The organism is Verrucosispora sp. FIM060022 (genome assembly GCF_003977705.1).
GTDB classification, from domain to species: Bacteria; Actinomycetota; Actinomycetes; order Mycobacteriales; family Micromonosporaceae; genus Micromonospora; species Micromonospora gifhornensis.
Map to the genome: position 1 here is coordinate 727,879 of NZ_RQIV01000001.1, position 21,865 is coordinate 749,743.

19 protein-coding genes and 1 CRISPR repeat array are annotated in these 21,865 nt (G+C 70.8%); of the genes, 6 read left to right on the top strand and 13 right to left on the bottom strand.

Going from position 1 to position 21,865, the window contains the following annotated elements; all coding sequences use genetic code 11:
• Positions 1 to 13: 13 nt before the first annotated feature.
• A complete protein-coding gene (locus EG812_RS03125; RefSeq protein ID WP_013734610.1) occupies positions 14 to 712 on the bottom strand; it encodes a hypothetical protein in 699 nt (232 codons plus the stop codon).
• Positions 713 to 947: 235 nt separating this feature from the next.
• On the opposite strand from EG812_RS03125, the gene EG812_RS03130 reads away from it, so the two are divergent.
• Together EG812_RS03130 and katG are read left to right on the top strand one after the other, a co-directional pair.
• Positions 948 to 1,379: a Fur family transcriptional regulator gene (locus EG812_RS03130; RefSeq protein WP_013734609.1), complete on the top strand. Its 432-nt coding sequence runs from the start codon at positions 948 to 950 to the stop codon at positions 1,377 to 1,379.
• A gap of 66 nt (positions 1,380 to 1,445) precedes the next feature.
• On the top strand, positions 1,446 to 3,650 hold the full coding sequence (katG, locus tag EG812_RS03135) for a catalase/peroxidase HPI (protein ID WP_199743819.1): 2,205 nt from the start codon (positions 1,446 to 1,448) through the stop codon (positions 3,648 to 3,650).
• 68 nt (positions 3,651 to 3,718) lie between these two features.
• Here katG and EG812_RS03140 read toward each other — a convergent pair whose 3' ends face one another.
• The 5 genes from EG812_RS03140 to EG812_RS03160 form a co-directional block, all read right to left on the bottom strand.
• Positions 3,719 to 4,813, bottom strand: a complete 1,095-nt coding sequence (locus tag EG812_RS03140) for a DUF2332 domain-containing protein (protein ID WP_126710685.1) — start codon at positions 4,811 to 4,813, stop codon at positions 3,719 to 3,721.
• A 102-nt stretch (positions 4,814 to 4,915) separates the two neighbouring features.
• Positions 4,916 to 6,130 carry a S8 family peptidase gene (locus EG812_RS03145; protein WP_126710686.1) on the bottom strand — a complete coding sequence of 405 codons (1,215 nt, stop codon included), beginning with the start codon at positions 6,128 to 6,130 and terminating at the stop codon, positions 4,916 to 4,918.
• A 127-nt stretch (positions 6,131 to 6,257) separates the two neighbouring features.
• A complete protein-coding gene (locus tag EG812_RS03150) occupies positions 6,258 to 7,187 on the bottom strand; it encodes a hypothetical protein (protein ID WP_126710687.1) in 930 nt (309 codons plus the stop codon).
• Positions 7,184 to 8,548 (bottom strand): hypothetical protein, encoded by a 1,365-nt coding sequence (locus EG812_RS03155; protein WP_232510825.1) that lies wholly within the window; start codon positions 8,546 to 8,548, stop codon positions 7,184 to 7,186. Before EG812_RS03155 ends, EG812_RS03150 begins: the two co-directional genes overlap by 4 nt.
• Positions 8,545 to 8,850 carry a DUF6403 family protein gene (locus EG812_RS03160; RefSeq protein ID WP_126710688.1) on the bottom strand — a complete coding sequence of 102 codons (306 nt, stop codon included), beginning with the start codon at positions 8,848 to 8,850 and terminating at the stop codon, positions 8,545 to 8,547. The genes EG812_RS03155 and EG812_RS03160 overlap by 4 nt, the downstream gene beginning before the upstream one ends.
• Before the next feature lie 134 nt (positions 8,851 to 8,984).
• On the opposite strand from EG812_RS03160, the gene EG812_RS03165 reads away from it, so the two are divergent.
• Positions 8,985 to 9,473: a molybdenum cofactor biosysynthesis protein gene (locus EG812_RS03165; protein ID WP_126710689.1), complete on the top strand. Its 489-nt coding sequence runs from the start codon at positions 8,985 to 8,987 to the stop codon at positions 9,471 to 9,473.
• 222 nt (positions 9,474 to 9,695) lie between these two features.
• Here EG812_RS03165 and EG812_RS03170 read toward each other — a convergent pair whose 3' ends face one another.
• Genes EG812_RS03170 through EG812_RS03195 form a run of 6 tightly spaced genes read right to left on the bottom strand, consistent with a single transcriptional unit; the run spans position 9,696 to position 15,373 of the window.
• Positions 9,696 to 10,946 carry a histidine decarboxylase gene (locus tag EG812_RS03170; protein WP_199743797.1) on the bottom strand — a complete coding sequence of 417 codons (1,251 nt, stop codon included), beginning with the start codon at positions 10,944 to 10,946 and terminating at the stop codon, positions 9,696 to 9,698.
• A complete protein-coding gene (locus EG812_RS03175) occupies positions 10,943 to 11,728 on the bottom strand; it encodes a hypothetical protein (protein WP_233579356.1) in 786 nt (261 codons plus the stop codon). Before EG812_RS03175 ends, EG812_RS03170 begins: the two co-directional genes overlap by 4 nt.
• A 10-nt stretch (positions 11,729 to 11,738) precedes the next feature.
• Positions 11,739 to 13,184 (bottom strand): APC family permease, encoded by a 1,446-nt coding sequence (locus tag EG812_RS03180; protein ID WP_126711091.1) that lies wholly within the window; start codon positions 13,182 to 13,184, stop codon positions 11,739 to 11,741.
• 11 nt (positions 13,185 to 13,195) lie between these two features.
• On the bottom strand, positions 13,196 to 13,570 hold the full coding sequence (locus tag EG812_RS03185) for a hypothetical protein (RefSeq protein ID WP_126710690.1): 375 nt from the start codon (positions 13,568 to 13,570) through the stop codon (positions 13,196 to 13,198).
• The gene (locus tag EG812_RS03190) at positions 13,558 to 14,247 is read right to left on the bottom strand and encodes an N-acetyltransferase (protein ID WP_126710691.1); all 690 of its coding nucleotides are present in this window, start codon (positions 14,245 to 14,247) and stop codon (positions 13,558 to 13,560) included. The genes EG812_RS03185 and EG812_RS03190 overlap by 13 nt, the downstream gene beginning before the upstream one ends.
• Position 14,248: 1 nt before the next feature.
• Complete coding sequence (locus EG812_RS03195) at positions 14,249 to 15,373, bottom strand: FAD-binding oxidoreductase (RefSeq protein WP_233579357.1); 1,125 nt, start codon at positions 15,371 to 15,373, stop codon at positions 14,249 to 14,251.
• 710 nt (positions 15,374 to 16,083) lie between these two features.
• Here EG812_RS03195 and EG812_RS03200 point away from each other — a divergent pair.
• Complete coding sequence (locus EG812_RS03200) at positions 16,084 to 16,641, top strand: GNAT family N-acetyltransferase (protein WP_233579358.1); 558 nt, start codon at positions 16,084 to 16,086, stop codon at positions 16,639 to 16,641.
• Here EG812_RS03200 and EG812_RS03205 read toward each other — a convergent pair.
• Positions 16,638 to 18,272, bottom strand: coding sequence for an NsdA family TPR-like regulatory protein (locus tag EG812_RS03205; protein ID WP_126710693.1), 1,635 nt, complete (start codon positions 18,270 to 18,272; stop codon positions 16,638 to 16,640). The two genes, EG812_RS03200 and EG812_RS03205, sit on opposite strands and share 4 nt — an antisense overlap.
• Positions 18,273 to 18,555: 283 nt before the next feature.
• Positions 18,556 to 19,073: direct repeats of the CRISPR family, unit length 28 nt; unit sequence GGATCACCCCCGCGTGCGCGGGGAGCAG.
• A 416-nt stretch (positions 19,074 to 19,489) separates the two neighbouring features.
• On the opposite strand from EG812_RS03205, the gene EG812_RS03210 reads away from it, so the two are divergent.
• Positions 19,490 to 20,743 carry an NsdA family TPR-like regulatory protein gene (locus EG812_RS03210; RefSeq protein WP_233579359.1) on the top strand — a complete coding sequence of 418 codons (1,254 nt, stop codon included), beginning with the start codon at positions 19,490 to 19,492 and terminating at the stop codon, positions 20,741 to 20,743.
• 83 nt (positions 20,744 to 20,826) lie between these two features.
• A complete protein-coding gene (locus tag EG812_RS03215; RefSeq protein WP_126710694.1) occupies positions 20,827 to 21,531 on the top strand; it encodes a creatininase family protein in 705 nt (234 codons plus the stop codon).
• The last annotated feature ends 334 nt before the right edge of the window (positions 21,532 to 21,865 follow it).

Consider the following 21,865-nt stretch of genomic DNA (forward strand, 5'->3'; position numbering starts at 1 on the left):
GGCGGTTGCACGCTCAGCTCCGTCGGGGCGCCGTACGTTGACCGAACGCCAGCGCGAGCCCGGCCACGATCGTCCAGATTCCGGCGGGCACCAGCGCGATGTACTGCACCGGCGTCAGCTGGGTGGCGGCGATCAACACGGCGGTCACCGCGCTGAAGACCGCGAACCATCGGCCCACCGAGCCGTGCCGCAACCCGCCGACCGCGACCGCGCCGGCGGTCAGCCCGATGCCACCCCAGAGCCAGGTCATGGTGGCGACGATTGTCAACTGCGGGGCGATCACGTCGGGGTCGTACTGCTCGGCCGCGCCGAGGGCGAAGAACAACTCCGTCGAGATGCCGCCGCCGACGACCAGGCCGACCAGCACCAGCCCGACACCCGTCGCGGCCAGCGTCGGCACCAGGCTGTCGGCCGGCTCCTGTGCTGCCAGGTACCGCCGGAGCCCGGCGGCGAAGACCGCCAGGCAGACGATGGCGACCACGGTCACCACCTGGTGCGCCCAGACGTAGCCGGTGCGCTCGCTCAGTGCGGCGACGTAACCGGCGTTGTCGGCCTGGAACTCCTCGGCGGGTGCGGTGAGCGTGGCGGTGGCGAAGATGCCGACCAGACCGACCAGGCCGCCGACCGTGCCGAAGATCGCCCAGGCCCGTCTCGGGCGTACGGCCTGCGGTGGCACCTCGGTCGGGTCGGCTGTTGTCGTGGCGGGATGCATGGGTGGTTACCTCCTCGGTCTGCGGACACTCCGGCACCGACCCTGCCGACCACCCGTCCCGGACCACATGGGTCACCCGGTCCTGACCGCCCGGGATCTCACCCGGGACACCCGACGATCCGGCGCGCGGAGTGACCAAGTCGACGCCCGGTTCCGCCCGGAACCGGCCGTCGAGCGCCGTCCTGGCCGAGATTTCTTCTTGACTCATTCCAGAAAAGCGGCAAGACTGCACGGCATGCCGACCTCCGGGGATCTCGAACAGCTGCTGCGTGACGCGGCGCTGCGCGTGACCCGTCCCCGGGTGGCGGTGCTCAACGCGGTGTACGCGCAACCGCACGCCGACACCGAATCGATCATCACCGCGGTGCGTCGGGATCTGCCCAACGTGTCCCACCAGGCCGTCTACGACGTCCTCCGCGCGCTGACCGCGGCGGCCCTGGTACGGCGCATCGAGCCCTCCGGCTCGGTGGCCCGCTACGAGGCGCGGGTCGGTGACAACCATCACCACGCCGTCTGCCGCTCGTGTGGCCTGATCGCCGACGTGGACTGCGCCGTCGGAGCGGCACCCTGCCTCACCGCCTCCGACGACCACCGCTTCGCGATCGACGAGGCCGAGGTCATCTACTGGGGCCTGTGCCCCGACTGTTCGACCGCCCAGAGTTCCTGAACCACCCGTTTCCGCAATCCTGGAAGGATCCCCGTGGCTGAGAAGCACGACGCAGTCGTTGGAGACATGCAATCGGAGGAGAGCGAGGGTCGCTGCCCGGTCACGTCCGCGCGCGCCCCGCACCCCACCCAGGGCGGGGGAAACCGCGAATGGTGGCCCAACCGGCTCAACCTGAAGATCCTCGCGAAGAACCCCCCGGTGGCCAACCCCCTCGGTGCGGACTTCGACTACGCCGAGGCGTTCAAGAGCCTGGACCTGCCCGCCGTCAAGCGCGACATCGCCGAGGTGCTGACCACCTCGCAGGACTGGTGGCCGGCCGACTACGGCCACTACGGCCCGTTCATCATCCGGATGGCGTGGCACAGCGCGGGCACCTACCGCATCAGTGACGGCCGTGGTGGCGCCGGCGCCGGTCAGCAGCGCTTCGCCCCGCTGAACAGCTGGCCGGACAACGCCAACCTGGACAAGGCCCGCCGCCTGCTCTGGCCGGTCAAGAAGAAGTACGGCAAGAACCTCTCCTGGGCCGACCTGATGATCCTCGCCGGCAACGTGGCGCTGGAGTCGATGGGCTTCGAGACCTTCGGCTTCGCCGGTGGCCGCGCCGACGTCTGGGAGCCCGACGAGGACGTCTACTGGGGCCCCGAGTCCACCTGGCTCGGCGACGAGCGCTACACCGGTGACCGGGAGCTGGAGAACCCGCTCGCCGCGGTCCAGATGGGCCTCATCTACGTCAACCCGGAGGGCCCGCACGGAAGTGGTGACCCGCTCGCCGCGGCCCGCGACATCCGGGAGACGTTCCGCCGGATGGCGATGAACGACGAGGAGACCGTCGCGCTGATCGCCGGTGGGCACACCTTCGGCAAGACCCACGGCGCCGCCGACCCGAACAAGTACGTCGGCCCCGAGCCCGAGGGTGCGTCGCTGGAGGAGCAGGGCCTGGGCTGGCGCAACACCTTCGGCACCGGCAACGCCGGCGACACCATCACCAGCGGCCTCGAAGGCGCCTGGACGAACACCCCGATCGCCTGGGACAACAGCTTCTTCGAGATCCTCTTCGGCTACGAGTGGGAGCAGACCCGCAGCCCCGCCGGCGCCATCCAGTGGAAGCCGAAGGACGGCGCCGGCGCCGGTACCGTGCCCGACGCTCACGACCCGACGCGCAGCCACGCCCCGACCATGCTCACCACCGACCTCTCGCTGCGGGTGGACCCGGTCTACGAGCAGATCTCGCGGCGCTTCCTGGCCAACCCGCAGGAGTTCGCGGACGCCTTCGCCCGGGCCTGGTTCAAGCTGACCCACCGCGACATGGGCCCGATCCAGCGCTACCTGGGCCCGGAGGTCCCCAGCGAGACGCTGATCTGGCAGGACCCGCTGCCGCCGGTGACCCACGAACTGGTCGACGCCGAGGACATCGCCGCCCTCAAGCAGCAGATCCTCGACTCCGGGCTCTCCGTGGCCCAGCTGGTCTCCACCGCCTGGGCGTCGGCGTCGACGTTCCGGGGCAGCGACAAGCGGGGTGGCGCCAACGGTGCCCGGATCCGCCTGGAGCCGCAGAACGGCTGGGAGGTCAACAACCCCGACGAGCTGGCCCAGGTGCTGCGCACCCTGGAGGGCATCCAGGCCTCGTTCAACGCCGCCCAGACCGGTGGCAAGCAGATCTCGCTGGCCGACCTGATCGTGCTCGCCGGCTCGGCCGCCGTCGAGCAGGCCGCCCGCAACGCCGGGGTCGACGTCGAGGTGCCGTTCACCGCCGGGCGTACGGACGCCTCGCAGGAGCAGACCGACGTGGAGTCCTTCGCCGCGATGGAGCCCACCGCCGACGGGTTCCGCAACTACCTCGGCAAGGGCAACCGGCTGCCGGCCGAGTTCCTGCTGATCGACAAGGCCAACCTGCTGACCCTCAGCGCGCCCGAGATGACGGTGCTGGTCGGTGGCCTGCGGGTGCTCGGTGCCAACCACCAGCAGTCGCAGCTGGGTGTGTTCACCGCGACCCCCGGCGTCCTGACCAACGACTTCTTCGTCAACCTGCTCGACCTGGGTACGGCGTGGAAGTCGACCTCCGAGGACGCGAACACCTTCGAGGGCCGGGACCTCGCCACCGGTGAGGTCCGCTGGACCGGCACCCGCGCCGACCTGGTCTTCGGCTCGAACTCCGAGCTGCGTGCGCTGGCCGAGGTGTACGCCAGCGACGACGCCCGGGAGAAGTTCGTGCACGACTTCGTCGCCGCCTGGGTCAAGGTGATGGAGCTGGACCGCTTCGACCTCGCCTGATCCACCCTCGACGCCCAGGTCGGCCCGTCCCCGGGCCGCCCTGGGCGTCGCCCTATCCGGACCGAGACCTACTTCGGTGCGCCGAGAACGATCGGCGTGCCCAGTTCGGGTAGCGGCTCCAACCAGGCCAGGTGACCGTCGGCGACGGCGATCCTCCGGCTCCCGGCGGCGTCGGTGGCGGTCAGCCCGATGCCGACCCGACCGGAGGGCGCGATGCGATGATCGTCCTCCAGCGCGAGATGCAGCATCGGCCCGTCCGCGGCGAAGGCGGCCACCGCCGCGTCGAAGGCCGGACGCCGGTCGACGGGCACATGGACCCGGGTCGCGGTGTGCACCACCAGGCGTGGCAGCCCGGCGGGAAGGGACGCCGCGACCTCGGCACCGATGTCCGCGACGTCACCGCGCAGCACCCGCGGCGGATCGTCGGCCACCACCCGCATCGCCTCGGCCAACAACGCCGCCTGATGCGCGTTCTCCGGCCACACCAGCGCGCGTAGCCAGGCCCGGTCCTCGGGGTCGGTGAGATCGGGCGGATCGAGGTCGACCCCCACGACATCGGCGACGACCGGCAGTCGGTCGAGATCGGGCAGCAGCCGGCCGTCCGGCACGTCGACCCGGATGTGCACCCGACTTCCGCGAGGCGACCATCGGCCACCGGACGCATAGTCGCCCACAGTGCTGTCGCCCACGCTGAAGGCGTACCGGTCGGCGCGCAGGTTCAGACCCGCACTGCATCCCACCTCGACGACGCAGACCGGCGCCGCCGTGGCACGGCGCAGCAGCGCCAACCCGAGCCGGGTCACCAGGGATCGCTGCACGTGGTTGGTCTGCACCAGCCGGGTGGCCAGGATCGCGGCGATCCGGTCGGCATGCGTGAGACAGAACCGGGTGAAGGCCCGCCCGGTGTCCGCGTCGACCGGCCGGGCCGGCGCACCGACGACCGACGGATAGTACGCGGCGAGCGGATCGGTCACGCCGCCCAGCAGCAACTGGTGCACGGCACCGAAGAGCGCGAACGTCGGCTGCTGACCCGGCCGGGTACGCTCCGCCAACTCGACCAACGCCGGCTCGTCCGCCACCACGGCGAGCAGATGCCGGTACAGCGGCGAACTGTCGAACCCCCGCGCCGCCCGAAACACCTCCGCCGTCCCCCCACCCCCCATTCCCCGACTCTATCCGTCCACCACCGCGGATCTTGGTACGAAACCGCCCTCAGAGGGGCGCTTTCGTACCAAGATCTATCTGCGCCGTCGGGGTGTCGGTGGCTAGAGGTTGCGCTTGTTGAGCAGGCGGTTGGGGGTGCCGGAGAGGCTGCCGCCGACCACGCCGGTGGTGGCGTTGTTGACGATCCAGTTGTGCACGGTGGCCTGGCTGGCGTCGCCGTACGTCGCCTTGTAGAGGGCGGCGACACCGGCGGCGTGCGGGGTGGCCATCGAGGTGCCGTTCAGGCTGGAGGTGGTGGAGGTGGGGTACGTCGAGACGATCGCCGAGCCGGGGGCGTAGATGTCGACGCACGAGCCGGTGGAGGAGTAGCTGGCGCGGGCGTCGGTGTTGGTGGTGGCGGCGACCACCAGCGTGGCGGTGAGGTTGCGGGGCAGCCGGTCGCACGAGTTGCCGCCGGTGTTGCCGGCCGAGGCGGCGAGGAAGACGCCGCTGTTCATCATGTTTGTCAGCGCGGTGGCCAGGGTGGCGCTGTAGGTGTAGTTCCAGGAGGCGTTGGCCACGGCCGGCTTGTTGGCGTTGCGGGTCACCCAGTCGACCGCGCCGACGGCGGCGGACAGGGTGCCGCCACCGCCACAGTTCAGCCACTTCACGCCGTACAGTCGGACGTTCTTGGCCACGCCGTGGTTGGTGCCGCCGATGGTGCCGGCCACGTGCGTGCCGTGGCCGTTGCAGTCGGTGTTGTTGTTGTCGATCGCGTTGTACGCGAACGTGGCCCGCCCGCCGAAGTCCGGGTGGTTGGCCTGGATGCCACTGTCGATGACGTAGGCGTGCACCCCGCTGCCCGTGGAGTTGTAGGTGTAGCTGCGCGACAGCGGCAGGTTGGTCTGGTCGATGCGGTCCAGTCCCCAGGAGGGCGGGTTGCTCTGGGTGGCGTCCACCACGTCGTACTGGATGACGTCGCGTTCGATGCTGAGCACGTTGGCGTTGTGCGACAGTTCGGCGACCTGCGCGGCGGTGAGCCGGGCCGCGAAGCCGTTGACCGCCCGGCTGAAGTAGGCGGTGGGGGTGGTGCGCAGCGCCCGGCCCGGTGCGGTCGCGTCGGTGCCCGGCTTCATGGTGACGACGTACGCCCCGGGGATGACCGCGACGTCGCCGGCCGCCTGCGGGGTGGTGATCGGCACGGCGGTGGCCCGGTAGGGGCCGCCTGCGGCCATCGCTGGCTGCGGCAGGCTGAGCAGGGCGGCGACGACGGTGGTCGCGGTGATGCCGGCGGCGGCCGCGACGCGGCGCAGGCGCAGTGGACGTGCTTGTGACACGAAGCCTCCTCGGGGCGGACCATCCGATGTGGAAGGTCGCTGACGCTGAGAGGAGGTTATATAGACGTACGCCGACATATAAGCCGACGGATGTTACGGATTGATGTCACCTCGCCGCAGGCAGGTGTCACAGCACCTTGCTCGGCACGCCCGGCTCGTCGGCGAGTCCGGATGCCTGCCGGCTGAGAACGTCGACCTGCTCGTGCAGCCGGCGTACGGCGCTCTCGTCGTCCGCCCGCACCGCCGTGACCTCATCGAGCAGTCGGGTGTAGTCACTGGCCAGCCGCAGGTACGCCGGCTGTGCCTTCGTCCCCAGACGGCCCCCGAACCGCTGGTCCAGGTCGACGATCTGCTGGGCGAGGGCGGCCGTGGCCGCAGTGAGGGCCGCGCGCCCGTCGGCGTACCCGGCGCGGCGGGCCTGCCGGGCATGGGCGAGCCGGCCGGCCCGGCGTCCGATCAGCCAGAGCCCCGCCGCGCCGGCGACGACACCACCGGCCGCCGCGCCCGCCAGCAGGTAGCGGGGCAGCGACGGACTGATCGTGCGCGCCCCGTCGGGTACGGTGCCGGCCCGCACCAGCAGGTCGTAGTTGAGCGTGACCACCTTCAACGCCTCCAGCGGCTGATCGACGAAGGCGTCGATGCCCCGGCTGATCGTCGTCTCCATCACGACCGCCCGACCGAAGTCCCGGTTGTCCCGCTGGGGAAAGCGGGAACAACCGTAGGTGTCCCACTCCTGCCCGGCCCGGCTGACGACCAGCACGAGGGTGCCCGACGCGGCCCGCTCGGTCTGCTTGCAGGCGGCCCGCAGATCGTCGCCGGGCGCCATCAACAGGACGACCAGCCGACGGTTGCCGATGATCCGTTCGGCGGCGGGCCGATCCAGGTCGACGCCCGGCGCGACGTAGACCGACGACGCGCGGACCGCACGGGCGATCGGACCGTCGAGGACCCCACCGGACCACAACGCCCACCCGGCCAGCACCAGGGTGACCAGCACGGCGCCGCCGAACGTACTACCGAACAGGCCACCGAGCAGGCGGCGGAGCGTGGCGGTCACGACAACCTTCCCTGGAGATAGCTGGCCGGTCGGTAACTGGCGATGCCCACCATCCGGGCGGTCTCGTCCAACTCGACCGTCGCCTCGTCGAGCAACTCCCACACGTGCCGGGCGGGCAGCCCGTCGTCCAGCGCCGCGCGGGCGGCCTGGAGCTTGCCGATGCCTCGGGTGAGAGCGGGATTGCTGCGTGCGTCGGTCAGCAGCGACACCTCGACGGCGAGCGCGGTGAGCCCGGCCAGCCGGGCCGCCCCGGCACCGTGCCGGGCCCGACCCGAAGCACCAAGCGCACCCGAGCGGCGCAGCGAGCGGGCCGACAACACCAGGAACCCGGCCACACAGCCGGTGAAGATCCAGGGCAGCGCCGGCAACGCCACCCGCAGCGGGTCCAGTGGCCGGTACGGCAGCGGCCGGTCGAACAGGCCCGAGTACCGCACGTCGGTGACCTTGCCCAGGTACGCGCCGAGCACGTTGCGTTGCGGGTAGTCGTACCGGCTGAGTCGGCTGCCGAGCTGGGCGTAGAAGCTCACCGCGGCCAGGTCGGCGAACTCGGCCGCCGCCGGACCGTGGTACTCGATCCACCCGCCGTACAGCACCACGATCGGCTGGTCCGGGGCGAGTCGGGTCAACGCCGGACCGTACGCCGGCAGCGGCTCGCCGTACGGCTGCGCGGGCAGGGCCACGTACCACGCCCCGTCCGGGAAGGCGGTCCGCGCGACCTGTTCGGGCACCCCGTCGAGGGTGGCACCCCGGCCGACGTGGTACCCGCCGGTGCGCAGGTCGGCCAGGACGGTTGCCACCTCCCGTTCGGACGGTTCGCGCCACCGCAGGTCGTCGCGCTCCGCCGGGGCCGGCGCCTTGCGCAGTCTGGCGATGAGCGCGGTCAACTGGTTTGTCACGTCGTGGGTGGCGAACTGGGCCCGCCATCCGGCCAGCGTGTCCGGGGTGGCCACCAGTCCACCGCCGCTGACCTGCGTGCCGATCACCCGTACGGTGGCGTTCTTGACCTCCCGTACCCGATCGTTCTCGGCCTCGTCGAGACCGGGCGGCGCGACCAGGATCCGGATGTCGGCGTCGCCGATCGCCTCGCGTACCCGCTGCTCGTCCCAGTGGGCGACGGCACCGGGAAGCCGCACCACCGAGTCGGTGGCCACCAGGGTGGTCATCTCCTGCGTCGACGGCACGGTGGCGTCGCTCAACTCACCGGCCGCGCCCTCTTCGAGGCGCACCGACGACGGCGACTGGCCGTAGCTGACCTCGATGCTCTGCCGCTGGGCCAGCACGAACACCACCAGGACGAGCACCGCGACGACGAGCAGCACCCACCGCAGCAGGTGCAGTTGTCGGGACCACCGCAGCTTCACGACTGCGACCGCCACAACCGGTCGGCCTGCCGGGCGTGCTCGGTGGCGGCCTGCGCCGCCGCCGTACCGCCGCGTTCGGCGGCGAGCAGTTCGGCGCGGGCCAGCAGCCGGTCGGCCTCGGGCAGCCGTACGGCCGCCGCGTCCCGGCTGACCGTGGCGCTGTCGATCGCCGCCCGCGCCCTCGACCAGGCGACCCGGGTTGTTCGGGTGCGGGTACGCAGGCGGGGCAGCAGGGTGGTGACGATCCCGGCGGCCAGCAGCAGCACGCCACCGACCAACCAGATCAGCAGGGATGGTGACATGTGCTCCCACCGTCCGAGGGGTTCCGGTACGGGTACCTGTCTAGCCCAACCGCGCCAGCCCGGCCACGCCAGCCCCCCGCCCGACGGAGCGGAACCCGGGGTGGCCCGACGTCGAGGCGTCGTAGAGTGCCCCCATGCCGGACATCGTCGAGTTGCTGGCCTCGCCTGCGCACCGGTTCGTGGGCCGACCCGCCGACGGTCCGGCACCCGCCCCGGCGGGGGAGTTGGTCGAGCAGGTCGCACTGCGGGCCGAACTGGGCATCGTGGGGGACCGGTACTTCGGCAAGCCCGCGCACCGCGAGGCGAGCGTGACCGTGATCGCGGCCGAGTCGCTGCCGCCGGGCACCGGCCTGGCCCAGGTCCGCCGCAACATCCTGACCAGCGGCATCGCCGTGGACGAACTGGTCGGCACGGTGCTGGTGCTGGACACGGGGCAGGGACCGGTGCGGCTGCGGGTGAACCGCCCCGCCCACCCGTGTGCCTGGATGGACGTCACCGTCGGCCCCGGCGCCTGGCGGGGACTGCGCGGCAAGGGCGGAGTCCGCTGTACGCCGTTGACCGACGGCGTGCTGCGGGTGGGCCCGGTCGACGTGGCGATCGAGGTGGACGACGGCTGGGATTGAGCGCGCGTCCGACTCCAAGGACGCGTCGGAGGGCGGCAGAAGTGATATCGGGCGAAACGTTCGTCCCCCCATTCTCACCCGCCACACCGTGTCGCTGCTGGTGGTGGCCGGCGGCAGGGGACGCCGTTGTCCGCTGCCGCCGGCCACGGACCGGCCGCCGCCCCTTCCCAAGACCGGCGGCCGATCGGGCAGCCGCCGTCACGGCGATCACCCGGGTAAGGATCAGCTGGCGGGGGTGGGCCGGGCGCGGGGGCGGGGGATCGGCGGGGCGGATCTGCTGGCGGTCAGGTCCGTGACGAAGGCGTCGATCTGGCCCCGGGTCACGCCGGGCATGCAGATGAGGTGGCTCAGATCCCCGTCGGTGGCCAGCAGCCACTTCTCCCGGACCGGTGCCGGTGGGGTGGGGAAGACGACGGTGAAGGCGTGGGGGTGTCGCCAGGCGGGCCAGCCGGCGGCGGTGAGCCGGTCGACGGCGTACGCGGCGAGGCGCCGGGCCTCGGCGGCGCGCCACCGGTGCCCCTCCCGGCCGTGGGTGGCGATGGCGTGCCACAGCAGCGCGGCGGCCAGCCCGCACCGGGACCCGCTGATGGTGGTGTCGGGCGTGCCGGTGTAGGCGATGTGACCACCGTGGGTGCTTCCACCCCCACCGTTCTCGCGGGCGCTCCCCGCGGCGCCGTCGTTCTCGCGGGCGCGGGCGCGGATGAGGACGACGCCGCACGGCATCGGCACGCCGAAGAACTTGTGCCCGGAGACGGCGATGCTGTCGATGCCGCTGGTGGGGTCGAGGCGCAGCCGGCCGTCGAGGGCGAGCGGGATGCCGGATAGGGCGGCGTCGACGTGCAGATATCCACCGGGGGCGTGCGTGGCCAGGACCCTGCCGATCTCGGCGATGTCGTCCACGGCCTCGGTCATCGTGGTGCCGGCGGTGGCGACCACGATCGCCGGCCGGGTGCGGCGCCGCCGGATCTGGGCGGCGAGGTGGGCGTAGTCCATCTCGCCGTCGGGGCGGGCGTGGACGGCGACCCCCGGTGCGCCGATGATGCCGACGATCTTGCCGATGGAGTAGTGCGCGGCCGTCGAGTGGTAGACGACCGCGCGGGGATGCCGGCGGTGGGCGGCGTGCAGGGCGGCGAGATTGCCCTCGGTGCCGCCACTGGTCACGTAGCCCCACCGGTCGTCCGCCGGCATGGCCAGGGTGTCGGCGACCCAGGCGACGACCGCCCGCTCCAACGCCTTGGTGTGCGCCACCCCGCCGGGGTCGGTCGCCGGGTCGCCGATGTTGTTCCACAACCGCCGGCCGAGGCGGGCCAGCACCGCGCTGTGGTCGAGGTCCACCGCACCGGGAAACCCGATGCTGGTGTGCGCCCCACGGTCGGCCTGGTCCACCAGGCGTTGCAGCACCGCCGGCACGTCGATCCGTACGCCATTCAGGTCCGCCACGACGGCGAGGTCGGCGGTGTGGCGGTGGGTCACGCCGGCCGCCGGCCGAGCAGGTGCACCGCGAGGGTACGGTGCAGCACCGTGAGCCGCCGCCACACCTCGCGGGTGCCGTCGTCGCCCTGGTCGGTCAGATTGGCGTGCGGGTTGTAGTAGCTGATCCGGTCGGGGTCGAGGGTCCGGTTGCAGCGGACCCCGTCGACGCCCAGCGGCGCGTGCGGGTCGCGGTGCAGGTGCAGCGCGGTACCGTCGGTCAGCAGTGCGTAGCACTGGCCGGGCAGGTCGAAGACCGACAGGCGTCGGCCGTTGGCCGGTACGTCCCGCAGTGTCCGCGCGACCTGGTGCCACCGGCCCCGGTCGGTGTCGAGCGTGGTGACACCCGCACCGACGTAGACCGCGTTGCCGGGCAGGCTCAGGTCGCCGCCGTTGACCAGGGACCCTTCCGGCCCGAGCGGATGCCAGCCGCGCCCGGTGGCCGCCGCGCGGGCGATGTTGTCGGCCGTCACCTCGGACAGGTCGGCCAGCAGCCGGACCAGGTCGTCGGAGTCCGGCGACGCCAGCCACAGCCGGTAGGCGGTGTGCAGTGTGTAGCCGTGCGGCTCGGCCGGGGCGTTCGCCACGAAGAACAGCATCACCCCGTGCGGGCCGAGCGCGTCGCGCTGCCCGAACCGCTGATCGGCCTCGATCATGTGCCCCAGGTTCAGCCGCCGGGCCCGGAACACGACCTGCGTCCGCAGGTCGGCCCAGCGGCGGGCGGCGGGCGACACGGTGTCGTCGTGCTGCCGGTGCGAGGGCGGCGGAGCCGCGTACGTCATCATCGTCGCCCTCCTAGATGGACACGTTGACGGTGTCGGGAACGGCATGCGTCTTCGGCGTGCCTCGGCCGATGCCGGCGTACACCTCCGGTCGGTACTCCCGCAGGTGCCCCGCCCAGGCCCCACCCAGCGCGGCGGTGGCACAGATGATCAGAGGCAGCAGGAACGGGTACGGCGACCCGGGTGCGGCACCGAGCAGGGACCCGACGTTGAGCACCATCGCGGCCAGCACCACCGCCCCGCCGAGCGCGCCCAGTGCGGGCGCGAGCCGCCACTCCCACACGCCGGGGCGGGGGCCCCGCAACCGCTCGGGTGCCGTCATCGCGGCCACCGCGGCGGCCAGCAGCAGGAACAACAATCCCATCGCGCCGAGCGTCGACAGCCAGGTGAACAGCACTGCCATCGGGTCGGCGCCGCTGACCGCGAAGGCGCCGACCACGACCGCCGCGACGCCGGTCTGCGCCAGCGACCCGCCGCGCGGCGCGCTGACCCGGGTCGCGCTGCTGGCCCGCGCCAGGCCGGCCGGTAGGACTCCCTCCCGGGCCATCGCGAACACGTACCGGGCGATCACGGAATGGAACGCCAGCATGGAGGTGACGATCGCGAAGACCAGCATCACCTCGGCGAGCGCGGCCCACCCGCCGCCGACCCGCGCCAGGATCGAGAACGGCAGCCCCGAGGCCGGGTCGGCGGCGGCCCCGGCGACGGTGTCGGGGCCGACGGCGACGCCCATCGCCCAGGCGGCGAGGGCGTAGACCAGACCGAGTACGGCCACCCCGGCGACGGTGGCCCGGCCGATGGATCGCCGGTCGACGGCCTCCTCGACCAGCGACCCGGGCGCGTCGACGCCCATGAAGGCGGCCACGCAGAGCGCCACCGCGCCACCGACACCACTGACGGCCAGTCCCGAGGCGTCGAAGCCCTGCCAGGACAACTCACCACCGGCCGGCTGACCGACCGCAGCCACCACGAACACGGCGACGATCAGCAGGGACAGCGCCAGCACGGCGACCAGCACCCGGGTGGACAGCATGATCGCCCGTACGCCCAGGGCTCCGACGGCGGCCAGGGCCAGGCCCGCCCACACCCACCAGGCCCCACCCAGCTCGGCGGCGAGCGTCGCACCGAACAGCCCGTACAGGCTGGTCTGGATGGCGTTGTACGCCACCAGGGCGACCAGGCCGGCGGCCACGCCCCAGCCGCGTCCCAGCCCGTGCGCGAGGATCCCGTAGTACGCCGCCGGATGCCCGACCTGCCGCGCCATCGCCGTGTAACCGACCGCCAGCACCGCGACCGTGGCCGCGACCAGGACGAAGGTGAGCGGCAGCGCCGTCACCCGGGTGGTCGCGTACGTCGCGACGATGCCGCCGGCCAGGACCACCATCGGCGCCGACGCCGCCGCCCCGAACACCCACAACCCGAACGGCGTGAGGGTCCGCCGCGCCAGCGCCACCTGCACATGCGTCGAACTCACCGCCGGCCACCCCGCTCCGGAGAGTTCGGGCACGACGAGTCGCGGCAGCCGTCCACCGGGTGCCGGTCCACGGCGACGGCGTTGGTGGCCACCAGGTACACCGCCGTCGGGCGGACCGGACCGCTCCGCCAGTAGCTGCGGTCGCGGTCGAGCCGCCGCTCGGCGGTCTCCGCGTCCGGGGTGAAGCCGAACAGGTCGTGGTGGCCGTCGGGCCACTCACGACGGACGGCGTACCCCCAGGCGTAGGCGGCGTCCGTCGCGGCCGGCACGTCCGTGACGGCCGGCGCGGCGCGCAGCAGCGCCTGCCACCACCGCCCGAGGCGGGGCCAGGGTGGCGCGGCCGTGGTGGCGGGCGCGGTCAGGGTCGGCATGAGCTGTCCTCCTGGAACTGGGTGCGTCGAGGTGGGATCCGGTGGACCCGGATTCGCTGCGGCATTCCGTCACCGTCGCGCCCGCCGGGCGGGTGGTGCGGCGGTGTCCGCCACATCCGCCACAGCACCGGACCGCCGGGTTCCAGCAGGACCGGCGTCCGCGGTGCGTAGCCGAGCCGCGCGAGCAGGCCGTCCCGAGGCCGGTCGGTGACGGCTTCCGCGTACGACGGCAGCCGGTGCGGGTCCAGTACCCGGTGGTAGGCGGCGAGCAACGCACCGACGGCGCGGTCGCCTCCGGCGGTGTGCGCGAGGTGGTGATGCGGCGTGGGCGGGTGTACCGCGTCGGTCCACGAGTGCAACAGTGCGAACCGGGCCGCATGCGGGCCGAGCGCCCGGTACAGGCCGAACAGGATCGTCGCGTACGGCGGCGGTGGCCGCAGCCGGGGGTGCCAGGCCGCCATGGCCGTACCGTCCTCGGTGGTGTCGATCCGGCCGTGGGCCATCGCGTGCGCCAGGACCAGCCGGGCGTAGGTGTGCAGCACGGTGCGACGCTGGGTCGGATCGGGTACCAGCCACGCCCCCAACCGTCCCGCCTGCAACGTGCTGGCGAGCAGCGTGGCCAGCGCGGGAAGATCCGGGCCGGTCGCCCGGCGAGCCGCCGTGTCGGTTGTCCGCATGTCAGCCCCGCGCCGATCGTCCGCTGCCGCCCCGGCCGGCGTCGCGCTGCGGCGCGGGCTCCGGCGCTGGTTCCGGCTCGGGTTGACGGGGCGGCCGTTGCCCCGCCAACCACCGCGCCGAGTCGAGGGGCCGGCGGAAGGTCACCGCCAGATGCAGGTCCGCCGCAGCGACCCCGGCGGCGGGCAGCCGCACCCGCGCCGCCTCCATCAACGCCGGTGGACCGCAGACGTAGAACGCCTGCCCCGGCCGGTGGTGGTAGCGGGCCACCGTGAGCAGATCGCCCCGAACGGCCGGCTCCACGTCACCATCGGCGGAGAACGCCGGCACGATGGTGAGCCAGTCCCGGTGGGCATCCTGGAGCTTGTCCAGTGCCGCCGCGTCGTAGCAGTCGACCAGCGTCCGCGCCCCCACGACCAGCGTCACCCGCCGGCCGCCCGGTGACGCCGCGACCTCCTCGACCATGGCCCGCAACGGCGCCAGACCCGTACCGCCGGCCGCCAGCAGCAGATCCGCGCCGCCCGCCGCCGCCACCGACAGCCCGACCTCGGCCGGCGGCCCGAGCCACAGCAGCTCGCCCGGTGCCACCTTCCCGACCAGCAGCGGCGACACCACACCCTGCGGCACCGCGCGAACGTGGAACTCCAGCGTCCCGTCCGGTCGGGGAGCGTTCGCCGGCGAGTACCACCGCCACACTCCCGGCAGGCGCGGCGTACCCACCGGCAACGCCTGCCCCGGCCGGAACCGCACCCGCCGCATCGGCCGTACCGTCACCACCGCGACCCCGTCGGCCGCCGCCACACACGTCTCGACCTCGCCGACGGTGACCTGCGGGCCGTCGCCGATCGCTCCCGCCGCCCGCTCCACCAGCCGCAACGCACGGCGGCAGCCCAGCTCCCACCGAGCGGTCGACTGCGGCTCCCAGGCCGTACCCGCGAACCGGCACACCGTGTCCACCAACGCCGCCGCGATGGCGGTGTCGTGATACGCCTGGAGCCCGAACCGCCGGTACATCCGCCCCAACGCCGCCAGGGCAGCACGACGGCCGGCGAGGTCATCCCGCCCCGCGACCAGCTGGCCGAGCGTCGTGAAGAACATCGCCGCGTACCGGTGCGGCAGAAACCGCACACTCCGATCCTCCATGAACGACCAGAAATGATCGCTGGCCCGCTCATGCACCCCACGAACAGCCACCCACGACAATCCGGAATCAGCCATCATGCCGACCGACTCGTGGACGCCATGCGATGAGTGCAGCCGTGGTCGACCTCGCCGCCGGCCGCCACGCAACTGGCACGATCAAGTTCATCTGTCCCCGCCTCGCCTATTTGCTCGTCACCCCACTTTCGGCTCGGTGTTGGCGAGAAGCCACCCAGCGGAATGGTGATCCTCTTAATAGGGAACTTCCCCGTCCAGTTGGGAAGCTGAGCGTGGCAAATCCGAGGACATCCGACCGGTGGCCGAGCTGTGAATGGTCGGCAAGCTAGGCGCCTCCTCATACAGCCATGCCTAGGCAATTCGGGACTATCCCGGTCCAGATCTTGGACAGTTTCCGTTAGTGCCTGACGCTAACTGTCCAAGGTCTACCGTCCGCATCTCATTCCGTAGGAGCGGCGTCGCGCACGGTGAGATTGGGTTGTCGTGCCAGGGGGTGGATCTCCACCGGCAACCGGAACCTTGCGCAACACCAGCAGTGCCCACAGCGAGCCTCATGAAGTTTCAGCACTAACGGATTACCCGACAGCCTTCAGAGCCAAGGCCAAAGACGCGTCGTGGACCACTGCCCAGCATTTCCCTACGACGTGGGGAATGTTGTGAAACCGCAGGAACGTATGGTGATGGGCATGACCGACGTGACATATGACCGGGTGAACGCCGCCGACGCTGCTGGTTTGATGGACACGTTGTGCGAGGTCTACGCCGACGCCTACGGCGAGGTGCCCGGCGAAGACGCCAACGTCAAGACCGATGCGTTTCGTGACCGCGCCACCGCCGCGCTGAGTGCCCGCAACTACGAGCTGGTGACGGCCCGGACCGGTGACGAACTGGTCGGCTTCGTCTTCGGCTACAGCCTCCGGCAGGATCGGAACTGGTTCGCCGGACTCGACCCGGCGCCCGAGCCGGGTTTCACCGACGAGCGCGGCGGCGAGCGGACCGTGGTCCTAGCCGAGATCGAGGTGCGCAAGGCATGGCAGGGCAAGGGCGTCGGGCGAGGGCTGCACAACGAGTTCCTGAGCGGCCGTCGAGAGGAACGCGCGACGCTGACAGCCAACCCGGTGGCGACCGCCACCCACGCGCTGTATCAGAGGTGGGGCTGGCAGCGGGTCGGCACTATTCCTGGACGGCCGGGGGCCTACTACCGCGAGTACGCGATGTTCGTGCGTCAGCTTCGCTAGTCGGCGGGCTGCGACCGATAGGCGCGGATCGCCTGGTCAAGCTCCCGCACGCCGCGGGTGCGCCGCCACGGTTCTAGTCCGCGGCGTAGCTCGCGCACCCGCTGTTCGATGCGGCGGGAGGAGTTCACCTGGGTCAGTTCCACCACCTCGGTGATGGTCTGGCAGGCCAGCCCGATGTTCTGCTGGCGGGCGAACGCCTCGGCGCGAAACAGCAGCCGGAAAGACCGCTCGTGCAGGTTTCCCTGGTCTCTCAGGTGCAGTGCTTTGTCGGTCGCCGCGAGTACCTTCTCTGCCGGGTGGAACTTCAACGCATTCTGGGCGCTGGTGCTCCAGTAGAACGACTCGTCGTAGAAGTACCACCACGACTGATGCGGACCCTGGTCGCTCATCGCCGCTTGTAGAGCGGCGTACTCGCGGTCGAGGAAATCCTGTGACCGCGCGGCCTGTCCGTCGGCCGTCAGCGCGCGCACTGCGACGTCGGCGGCGTAGGCGCGGGCGTAGGGGCTGCCGCTCTGGTCCGCCCAGGAGGCGGCGGCGACCGCGTGGTCGATGCCCACCCGAGGCTTGCCCTGCCACGTCGCCAGGTGGCTCATCGTGCACAGAACGTAGGTCACCAACTCGACCGCACGCGCCTCGTGAGCTGCGGCCCGCGCATCGTCGTAGAGGCGCTGTGCGGCGCCATAGTCGCCCATGTTGAAACACAGCCACCCGGCCAACTGCGTCAGCTCGGCGTAAACAGCCACCGCCCGGTCACGCGGGAGGCCAGGCGGAGCCACCCTCGCCTGCTGCTCGGCGATCCGCCGGTAGGTCAACGCACTCGGCAACGTCGAAGCCGCGCCAAGCACATCGCCCTGCTTACGCAGGTGGGGCATCATCGCCTCACAGTGCGCCACCGTCGCCGGGTCGAACCTGCTGACCTCCGGAACCGACGCGGCATTGGCGCGGTCGGCCATGCCCGGTAGTTCGACCAGCGGCGCCGCTGCGGCGACCGCCAACGCAGCGGTCAGCTTGCCCAGCATGTCTCGCCGGGCACTGGAGTGCGGTATCCGTTGCATCCACATGACAATGACCTGCGCCAGCTTCCCGAAGTCGATCTCCTCGGGCCGGTCAAACAGGCCGGTGACATCCGCTGTTTGCGGCGCTCCCGCCTCGGTGCCGGTATGCCGGCCGAGCAGATCGTGAAGCAGGGTCTCTGCCTCACCAGGCATGATGATTCCACTCGGGGCGCCACTGGTCGACCCCGACGAGACCGCCACGGCTGTGCCGGCGGCGGAGTCAAGATGACGGAAGCTGGGCAGGTCGGTCAGCAGGTCAGCGACACTGCACTCATAGATCTGAGCCAGCCGCACCAGATTGTCCTGCGACGGCGAGTGGCCGCTCTTGCCCGGCCAGATCTCCCAGTACGAGAAATTCTTGAAAGTCTTGGGCTCGTGCGGCCAACGCCGATTCCACTCCTCGGCCGCCTGCGCCTGGCTCCACCCCCGCACCGCCCGCAACGCCACCCGTGGATTCAGCCGAAACCTCGTCTGGAAAACCTCGGCCGCCTCAACCCACGTCTTTCCCGCCGACCGCAACTCGGCAGCCAGGCACGCTTGCTGCCGGCGCAGACTCTCCGACCGTCCCTCGGACACGCCACCATCCCCGATCCAGCCGCACCTATTGACGCCTCCCGTTCAGACGTTACGCATCCGGCTTTCGGTAGGGAACTTCCCCACGACACGGGGAACTGTGGCAGCAAGGCCAGCTTGATGCGCCTGGGCGCGGTAGGAAGTGTTGTGCCGTCCCTCGTGTGGGATCGGCCCTCCATGGCGGGAAGCAGCTCAGAGGCGCTCGCTTGTGGTCGGTCGCTGTGGGATCATCCCCGCCTTCACAGGGAGCTGACGATGTCCGGCGCCGCCCCGACCCAGCGTGCTCGGATCACCTCCGCGTGCGCGGGGAGCAGACGGTCTTGCCCGCCACGTACGTCGGCTGTACGGGATCACCCCCGCGCGCGCGGGGAGCAGGTCGTTCACGGTTCCGTCATGGGTGCCGGGCGGGGATCACCCCCGCGTGCGCGGGGAGCAGCCGTGCGCTGAGTACGAAAGTGGGCGCCGAATGGGGATCACCCCCGCGTGCGCGGGGAGCAGCGCGAACGCCTCCCGCGCAGTGTCGTACAGCCGGGGATCATCCCCGCGTGCGCGGGGAGCAGAACGGCTACTTCCGCTCCGGCATCATCCTCGGGGGATCACTCCCGCGTGCGCGGGGAGCAGCCGTCGCCGGAGATGTCACCCATCCGCCTTCTCGGATCACCCCCGCGTGCGCGGGGAGCAGCTGCGGCACGAGGTGCACGGCGGCCGGGCCAAGGGATCACCCCCGCGTGCGCGGGGAGCAGGCTCCCACTCGTCGTCGTCGAGCGGCCTGATCGGGATCACCCCCGCGTGCGCGGGGAGCAGGCTTCCTGGCCTGCTGTTCTAAAGATCAAGTCCGCTGTTTTTGTTCACTTTGCTTTGCAAGATCATTCTCCCGGGATGGTGTTCGGAGGTGTGGCGCGTACTCCGTTCCAGGGCTGAGGGCAGCGTACAGGCTCTGTGGCCGGGCAAGCATCCGCCGATCCGGTCGTCGGCGCGACAACGCCGGTAACGATCACGTTCATGTCAGCTCTCCGTCGAACAATCCGATGGCGCCACACTCATCGCCTCAGCCCCTCGACTCCGTGCCTGCCGATCCAACTCGTTGAGCCTCGCGGCGAGGCATAACCGGAGCCGGGCTTCAACGTTTTCGTTGATTCGTCTCCAACTACAGATGTCACTGCGGTGACACCCGCACGTCCCCCGGTGCCACCACCCGAAAAAGAGCGATAATGAGAGCCATGGCAGATGGTCTTGACGCCTCGGATGACCGGCCCGTCTGGGCTGCTCGGTTACGCGCCGAACGCGCCGCACGCGGGTGGTCGCAGGCGGACGCCATTCGGGCGCTCCGTGCCCACTCACCCGAACAACTGCCCTCGGACAACACCCTGCTCCGCAACTGGAAGCGCTGGGAGACTGGTCGAACGGAACCGGACCCGTTCTACAGGGCGCTCATAGCCAAGACCTTCGGAACCGTCACCGCTGCCTTCTTCCCGCCGTCGGCTACCGGCGAAGCCGATCGCGCACTGCTTGAGGGTTCCGGCATGGGAACCCTGGAGATCGTGGCGAGGGTGCAGGCGTCCGACGTCTCTCCTTCGACCCTGGACGCCCTGAGGGTCACCGCCGATCGCCTCTGCTGCGAGTACCCGTACATGCCCCCGGATCAGTTGCACGCAGAGGGTCAGTCATGGCTGCGGCGAATCACGTCCCTGATGGACCGCCGCCTCACGCTGTCCCAGCACCGGGACGTCCTGTCGCTCGCCGGATGGGTTGCCCTCCTGGTCGGCTGCCTTGAGTACGACATGGGCGATCGGAGGGCGGCAGAGGGTACCCGTCGAGCCGCCGGGTCACTCGGTATGGAGGCCGGCAACGCCGCCATATCCGCCTGGGCCTATGAGATGCGCGCGTGGTATGCCCTGACACAGGGTGACTATCGAGGTGCCATTGCTGCCGCCGAGGCCGGGAAGGAGATTGCTACCACAGACGGCGCGGCAGTGCAGCTCGCCGCGCAGCGGGCGAAGGCGTGGGCTCGACTGGGTGATCGCCGACAGGTTGAAACCGCCCTCGACCACGGCCGCCAATTGCTGGAGGCGCTACCGTATCCGGCCGACATCGATCATCACTTCATGGTGGACCCCGCGAAGTTCGATTTCTACGCCATGGATTGCTACCGCATCCTGGGTGAGAACCGTCTGGCGGAGATGTACGCCAACGAGGTCATCAGCTCGTCTACGGATCCGAACGGGATCGCCCGTAAGCCGATGCGGATCGCTGTGGCGCGGGTGACACTCGGCGTCACCGCCGCTCGGGAGGGAGACGTCGAGGCGGCGGTGTCGCATGGCCGGCAAGCCCTCGAAGGCGACCGCAAGTCCTTGCCGTCCCTCCTGATGTGCTCGCAGGAACTGGCCAGTACGTTGTCCAAGGACTATCCGAAACATGAGCAGGTCACCTCGTACCTGGAGGAGCTTCGCACCCTGACCTTGGCTCACGCGTAAACACGTCGAACGCACCCGGCCCCAGCTGCCGGGCAGGCCACCACAAACGCCCTCGGCGCATATATCAACGGCAGGAAATGAATGTGGATCTTTGGACGGTCGCCACGGCAGCCGACGAGTCGCGCCGCCAAGCGGAGGTCGCTATCCTGCCCATCGGCAGCTTCGAGCAGCACGGCTCACACCTACCGCTCGCCACGGACACCATCGTCGCCAGCGCAATCGCCGCCGCGTTGGCGGAGCACTACAACCTGTTCTTGCTGCCACCGGTGACGATCTCCTGCTCCCATGAGCACGCCGCATGGCGGGGAACCGTCAGCATCAGCTCGACAACCCTTACCGCCATCATCAGGGACCTCCAAGCTTCGCTGCGACGCCAAGGCGTCGACCGGCTGGTGCTGGTCAACGGTCACGGCGGCAACTACGTGCTTTCCAACGTCGTTCAGGAAGCCAACATCGACCGACCGCGACTGGCGCTGTTTCCCGGACGCCGGGACTGGGAGCAGGCCCGCCACGACGCTGGGTTGGGAAGCACCAACCACGACGACATGCATGCCGGCGAGATCGAAACGTCGATCCTGCTGCATGTCGCACCAGACACTGTTGGCACCGAGTTCGACAAGGCCGACCATCTCACGGAACGACCGCATCTGCTGATGGTCGGTCTGGCGGCCTACACCGAAACCGGAGTGATCGGGCAACCGTCGCTCGCCGCCGAGGCTAAGGGGAGTGCCGTGCTCGCCAGTCTCGTCCGCAGCTTCGAGGACACCCTCACCCTGCTCACCCGCTAGTAGCTGACGCTACATCGCAACCTGCTCGACTGTCCCTACCGGATGGAGAGCTGCCGGGCCGCACAGTCCGATGCCTGTGGTTCCAGGGCACCATTTGGACCGTTGCTGATGCCCGCACTGGCGGCAGTCCCCGGCTTTACCCCGGCAATACCGGGACCTGCAAACCGCACTCCTACGCCAATGGTTTGCGGCTCCCGGCCTGCCGTCGCGCAAGTGAGCGAGGTCGACAACACCGGCCGTGACCGACGTGGACTTGGCGTGACACCCGCTCCGGCGGCTCGGCACCACTCAGCACGCGGCGCCGCGACTGCTCGGTACCGTCTCCGACAGAACT

Bases quoted from the DNA above. Each gene is read 5' to 3' on its own strand.
- katG (WP_199743819.1), top strand. From the start codon at position 1,446: ATGCAATCGGAGGAGAGCGAGGGTCGCTGCCCGGTCACGTCCGCGCGC.
- EG812_RS03175 (WP_233579356.1), bottom strand. From the start codon at position 11,728: ATGATGACGTACGCGGCTCCGCCGCCCTCGCACCGGCAGCACGACGAC.
- EG812_RS03210 (WP_233579359.1), top strand. From the start codon at position 19,490: ATGGCAGATGGTCTTGACGCCTCGGATGACCGGCCCGTCTGGGCTGCT.
- EG812_RS03130 (WP_013734609.1), top strand. From the start codon at position 948: ATGCCGACCTCCGGGGATCTCGAACAGCTGCTGCGTGACGCGGCGCTG.
- EG812_RS03160 (WP_126710688.1), bottom strand. From the start codon at position 8,850: ATGTCACCATCCCTGCTGATCTGGTTGGTCGGTGGCGTGCTGCTGCTG.
- EG812_RS03190 (WP_126710691.1), bottom strand. From the start codon at position 14,247: ATGCGGACAACCGACACGGCGGCTCGCCGGGCGACCGGCCCGGATCTT.
- EG812_RS03140 (WP_126710685.1), bottom strand. From the start codon at position 4,813: ATGGGGGGTGGGGGGACGGCGGAGGTGTTTCGGGCGGCGCGGGGGTTC.
- EG812_RS03125 (WP_013734610.1), bottom strand. From the start codon at position 712: ATGCATCCCGCCACGACAACAGCCGACCCGACCGAGGTGCCACCGCAG.
- EG812_RS03165 (WP_126710689.1), top strand. From the start codon at position 8,985: ATGCCGGACATCGTCGAGTTGCTGGCCTCGCCTGCGCACCGGTTCGTG.
- EG812_RS03185 (WP_126710690.1), bottom strand. From the start codon at position 13,570: ATGCCGACCCTGACCGCGCCCGCCACCACGGCCGCGCCACCCTGGCCC.
- EG812_RS03200 (WP_233579358.1), top strand. From the start codon at position 16,084: ATGGGCATGACCGACGTGACATATGACCGGGTGAACGCCGCCGACGCT.